5 protein-coding genes are annotated in these 5,831 nt (G+C 63.0%); all 5 read right to left on the bottom strand.

Features of this window, described 5'->3' with window-relative positions; all coding sequences use genetic code 11:
- The coding region (locus tag HXO69_RS08535) for a ComEC/Rec2 family competence protein (protein ID WP_296546515.1) at positions 1 to 1,144 on the bottom strand (1,144 nt) is incomplete at its 3' end.
- On the bottom strand, positions 1,144 to 2,415 hold the full coding sequence (locus tag HXO69_RS08530; RefSeq protein ID WP_070643397.1) for a ComEA family DNA-binding protein: 1,272 nt from the start codon (positions 2,413 to 2,415) through the stop codon (positions 1,144 to 1,146). The genes HXO69_RS08535 and HXO69_RS08530, both read right to left, overlap by 1 nt.
- A gap of 244 nt (positions 2,416 to 2,659) precedes the next feature.
- Positions 2,660 to 3,625, bottom strand: coding sequence for a DNA-binding protein WhiA (whiA, locus tag HXO69_RS08525; protein ID WP_005505961.1), 966 nt, complete (start codon positions 3,623 to 3,625; stop codon positions 2,660 to 2,662).
- 83 nt (positions 3,626 to 3,708) lie between these two features.
- Positions 3,709 to 4,761, bottom strand: a complete 1,053-nt coding sequence (gene yvcK / locus HXO69_RS08520) for a uridine diphosphate-N-acetylglucosamine-binding protein YvcK (RefSeq protein ID WP_049345462.1) — start codon at positions 4,759 to 4,761, stop codon at positions 3,709 to 3,711.
- Positions 4,762 to 4,870: 109 nt separating this feature from the next.
- Positions 4,871 to 5,785 (bottom strand): RNase adapter RapZ, encoded by a 915-nt coding sequence (gene rapZ / locus HXO69_RS08515; RefSeq protein WP_296546511.1) that lies wholly within the window; start codon positions 5,783 to 5,785, stop codon positions 4,871 to 4,873.
- Positions 5,786 to 5,831: the final 46 nt, after the last annotated feature.

Raw genomic sequence — 5,831 nt, 5'->3', positions numbered from 1 at the left:
TCCAGGAACGAAGCAGCAGGTATGCGCTGGCGAGGTGGTACGGGCGAACCGCCAGCACCAGCCGGTACGCACCCAAAAACACAATGGCAATATTCGCCCCGGACACCGCTGTAATATGGCTGAGCCCGCTGAGCTTATACTCCTCCCGCGCGGTGGAACTCATCAGCGAATCATCCCCGTAGGCGGTACCCAAAACCAGTGCCGCCGACTCCGTGCCGAGGGTCTCCAGGGCGCGGGTACGCAGCTGCTCCTTGAGCGTGGACAGGTACGGCTCCGCCGCCGTCTGGGCGGTAGCGTTCGACCCGGCGCCGTCGGCAGGCGCAGGAAAAATAGTTGCGCCGCTCAGCTTCGCCGTGGAACCGTTAAACTCCACTGTGCCGAGGGCGGTCACCTTCATGCCCGGATAAATCACCTGCGAGCGCGCGGTGCCGCTCCCCTGTTGCTGAGCCGCCGAGCCCGCCGCCGAACTTACCTCCAGACGCTGCGCGGCGCTCTTTGCCGAACCGTCACGCCGATACACGCGCACCCGCTCATTCACCAACGCACGCACGCTCCGCCCCTGAATTTCCTCCAGCTTAATAACCACCAGAGTAGTGCGCGGATCCACGCGGCGAACCTGCTCCACCGTGCCATTCAAACGAAGCGAAGCACCCTGTGCCTGCTGCAGGGTGGCGCGGGATGCATCCACCCCCGTAGCGCACAAAAGCACCGCCTGAACCGTGACAATACACGCCAGAAAAACCAGCTGACCGGTCGTGCGAAAGAGCAGGCTGTAGGGCATCACCGCACGCGGTGGAAAGAACAGCAGAATCGCCAGGCACCCCAGCAGGGCAATGAGCACACACGCCAGCGGATGCACCACCCGCCACGTGCCCACGGTCAGCGCCGCCGCGGTAAAAGCCCACAGCGCCAGCACCGTGAAACTCAGGCGAAAGTCCAGGTGAATGAGGCTTCCCTGGGCGCGCAGCTCCTGCTCATCACGGCGGGTACGCCACCGCTCAGCGCCGATGCTCCAGCGGTAGCGGACACGGTCATATGCCGTAGCCGCAGACCGGGTGAGGCGCAAGGAACCGGGAAAGAGTTCCCGCTCCCCTGCGTGCTGGCGGTTCTGCAAACGGCTCGGCCTGCGGTTCTGCCGGGGCATTAGACCGTCACCAGCGGGCGCAAATTCTCCAGCATCGACGGACCAATGCCGGGCACCGCATCCAACTCATCCACGCTATGGAAACCGCCGTGCGCCTCACGCCAGGCAATAATGCGCTGAGCCATTGCCGGACCAATACGCGGCAGGGTCTGTAGCTCCTCAGCGGTGGCGGTGTTAATGTTCACCGGGGTTGAGCCCTTCTGCGCGCTGCCTGCAGGAGTTAGCGTGCGTGCAGGATGAGGCTGAGTGCCACCCTGCGAAGCGCCGTTCTGCGATGCACCATTCGCCGCGTTACCCTGACCCGCATTCGCCGTGCCACCGTTGGGCTGAATCTGCGCCGGAGCAGCCGTCTCACCACGATGCGGCACATAAATCTGCACCCCGTCACTGAGCGCACCGGCAAGGTTCACGCGGTCCAGGTCAGCATCCGCTGCGGCACCGGAGGCGGCGGCAATCGCATCCACGGCACGACCCTGCGCGGGCAGCGTGTACACGCCGGGGTTGTTCACGGCACCCGCCACGTGTACCCGCACGGTAGCCTCACCGGAGGCGCCACCACCCTGCGCGGATTCACTCGGATGAGCGCCCGGCTGGGCAGTAGATTGAGTAGCGGACTGGGTGCCGGGTTGAGTTCCGGGGCTCTGCTGGGCACCCACCGCCTGCACCGACTCGGCAGAAGCGCCCGGGGAGGCGACCTGCTCGGCACGCGGCGCCGCCGAAAACTGGGTCACACCCCACACCACGGCAACCAACGCCAACACCGCCACCAGAAGCAGCACGCGCGGCGACAAGCCCCAACGGGCACTGCGGGTGGTGCCGGGCTGATCGGCCTGCTCCCACTCCGCCCAGTCGTCCACCTCGTTCCAATCGGGCTGCTGATCCCAGTCAGCCCAACCATTCGACTCCGGCTGGGATGCCGTGGGCTTGCTGGTAGGTACAGGGTCGCCGGTAGGTACGGGCTGGCTCGCCCTGGGCTGTGCGGTGCCGGGCTGAGAAGAATTAGGCAGCGAAAATTCAGGCTGCGGTGCCTCAGCTTCTTCGGCAGCTACCTCCGCGGGCGTTACCTCAGCGGCAATAGCCAGCGGCACGGTGTCCTCGGCATCCGGCGCACCGTTCTTGCGGGCGCGGGGGCTGCGGTAGAGGCTGTTCATCAGGGAGCGGGCGCTACGCTGCGCGCCGCCCTGCTGGGTTGTGTTGCCAGGCTGGGCTGCGCTGTCCTGCGCAGGGCTCTGTACAGCGTTCTGGTCGGGGTTGGGGGTCATGCTCGTCATACCCCTACCCTAGGCTCACGCGCGCGAACGCACGAGCGCGAACAAAGAACCTGTGGATAACTCCCCTCGAACAACGAGAAAGAAGCTATCCACAGGCTCATTTTTGAAAAATATGCGGTTTTTGTTCAAAAACGGCGGGTTTCGGTTTGTCATAAAACCGTCACAAACACCTCAGCCACATGCCCAGACACAAGCACCGCCACACGCGCAGACCGCGCCGCACAGACCAGAATCTAGCCCTCGCTTAGTCCTCACGCGGCAACTCAGTACCCGGAACGCCCAGCTCCGAAGCACGCTTATCAGCCATCACCAGCAGGCGACGAATACGGCCCGCAATCGCGTCCTTCGTCATCGGCGGATCAGCCAGACGACCCAGCTCATCCAACGACGCATGCTTATGCAACACACGTAGCTCACCGGCATAGCGCAGATGATCCGGCGCCTCATGACCCAGAATCTGCAGGGCACGCTCCACGCGAGCGCTCGCCGCAACAGCCGCCTGAGCGCTACGGCGCAGGTTCGCATCATCAAAATTCGCCAGACGGTTCGCGGTCGCACGAACCTCCTTGCGGGTACGCGCCTCACGCCACGTGGTCAGGGTGCCGGTCGCGCCCATACGCTCCAACAGCTGCGAAATCGTCTCGCCGTCACGCACCACCACACGGTCCGTGCCGCGCACCTCGCGTGCCTTCGCAATAATGTCCAGGCGACGAGCCGCACCCACCAGCGCGAGCGCCGCCTCCGGACCGGGGCAGGTAATTTCCAGGGAGGAGGAGCGACCCGGCTCAGTCAGCGAACCGTGCGCCAAGAACGCACCGCGCATGACCGCCTCGGCGTCCTGCAGGGAGCCGTTCACCACAGCCGGCGGCAGACCACGCACCGGGCGGCCACGCAAATCCAGCAGACCGGTCTGGCGAGCCAGCGCCTCACCGCCGTGATCCACACGCACAATGTAGCGGCCGCCTCGACGCAGGCCACCACCGCTGACGCTGGTCAGCTCAGAGTCGTGGCCGTAAATCTCCGCGATGGTGCGGCGCATGCGGTGGGCGGTTGCTTCGTGGTCGACCTCAGACTCCACCACGATTCGCCCCGAGACAATGTGCAGGCCTCCGGTAAAACGCAGAATCGTAGAGATTTCTGCCTTACGAGCAGAGACTTTCGTTGCCTCGTAGTTGGCGAGTTCGTCCTTGACGAGCGTGGTTAATGCCATGAACAGGTCCTTCTGGGCGTAGTGTCTAAGAGTCTATAACTTCGGGAAATGGGCACACCAAAATAGCAGCCGCAACGGTGATTCTAGGAGCTCAGCTCAAACGCTTCGTTATACGCAGCCGCAAGCTTCAGCGGGTCGTGCACATTCGGCTGGGAGCTCGAACGCAGATGCGCCCACACAACCTTCGCACCCATCGCAGAAGCCTCACGCTCCAGCTCGGAACGGTGATCAGCCTGCATGTCAGCGTCAGCAATCACCGCGTCAAGGTGAAGCTTCGGGGCGTACTGGCGCAACAAATCCAGGTGCGTTGCCGGGGTGAAGCCGACCGTCTCCTTATCGTCGGAGAGGTTCATGACCACGCAGCGGCGCGCCTCCGTGCGGATAATCGCCTCACGCTGAGCGTCCAACAGCAGATGCGGCAGAACCGACGTACGCCACGAACCCGGACCCAAAACAATCCAGTCGGACTCCTCAATAGCGGAGAGCGCCTCCGGGCAAGGACGCGCATTTGCGGGAGATAGACCAATATCGTGAACCCGCTCCTCCTTCGAGAGGTTCACCTGGCCGACCACCTTCACACGCTCAATACCGCCGCCGTTATGCTCACGCAACACGGTGCCGTAAATGACCATCGGATCCAGCGCCATCGGCAGCACGCGGCCGCGCGCATTCAGCAGCGCACCCGCCCAGTCCAGACCCGCAACCGGGTCATCCAGCAGCTGCCAGAGAGTAGCAATCAGCAGGTTACCGAGCGCGTGATAATCCAGCGGGAACTCACCCTCATAACCCTCGGGTGCGCTAAAACGATGCTGCATCACATCACGCCACGTGCGACCCCAATCGGTGTCATCACACAGCGCAGAAAGCGCCATACGCAAATCACCCGGAGGGAGAATACCCATCTCCTCACGCAAACGACCCGACGAACCGCCATCGTCAGCAACCGTCACAACAGCCGTCAAATCAGGCGTGACGTGGCGCAACGCAGACAGGGAACCGTACAGCCCGTGGCCGCCGCCCATCGCCGTAACCTTCGGCGAACGGTGCGTGGTCTTCAACAAGCGCAAAGCCTGAGTCGGCAGAGCCGGCAGGCGCGGAATACCCTGAGTGTCATAACTGGTCGAATGGGTAGACATAGTAATACCTCACATACCCGGAAGGAATGGTATGCCGGCCCCACGGTGTGCGGGGCCGGACGGCGGCTAATGAAACACGACGCGGTGGTTGGGACGCGCCGGGAAAAACTTACTCGCGGCCCTTGTCACGGTGCTGAACATTCACGTTCAGCTCACCGAAAGCAGAGAGACGACGAGCCAGTTCCTCCGTCACAGCCACGGAACGGTGCTTACCACCGGTGCAGCCAATTGCGATGGTGGCGTAGTACTTACCCTCACGGCGGTAGCCCTCAAGCACGGGGCGAAGAGCCGCAAGGTAGTTGCTGATGAACTCCTCGGTGCCGGCGTGCTCCAGCACGTAATCACGCACCGGGGCGTCCTGACCGGTCAGGGGGCGCAGCTCCGGAACCCAGTGCGGGTTCGGAATGAAACGCATATCAGCCATGTAGTTGGCGTCCGAAGGTGCACCGTACTTGAAGCCAAAGCTCATCACGGTCAGGTTCAGCTTCTTATCCGCACCCTCAGCGAACATTTCACGCACGGTACGAGCCAGCTCGTGAACGTTCATGCCGGTGGTGTCAATGGTGCGGTCAGAAGCGAGACGCAGGCCCTCAAAGAGAGTACGCTCAGCGCGGATGCCGTCGAGGACGCGACCCTCGCCCTGCAGCGGGTGCGGGCGGCGCTGAGCCTCGTAGCGGGCAATGATGGTCTCGTCCTTGGCGTCAAGGAAGAGCATGGAGAAGTCAATATCGGACTTGCGCAGAGTCTCAATCGCTGCGGGCAAATCGGAGAACAGCGCGCGGGCGCGAACGTCAATACCGAGCGCCACCTTCGGCACTCGTGCACCGTCGCGGGTCACCAGTTCAGCCAGGGAACCGAGCATCTGCGGCGGGATGTTGTCGATAACGTACCAGCCCTCATCCTCCAGCACATTTGCGACAGTGCTGCGGCCTGCACCAGAAATACCGGTAATGACCAGAATCTGAGGACGCTCCTCACTCTGGGCGGGCTGTACCGTGGTGGGCTTGCTCTGATTCTCGGGCATGGTGCTTCTTCCCCTTCGACGCGAAATACTCTCTATGCCATGATAC

The sequence above is a fragment of the Rothia sp. (in: high G+C Gram-positive bacteria) genome, from assembly GCF_015265375.1.
Lineage (GTDB): Bacteria > Actinomycetota > Actinomycetes > Actinomycetales > Micrococcaceae > Rothia.
This window is presented reverse-complemented; position numbering and strand designations above follow the sequence as displayed.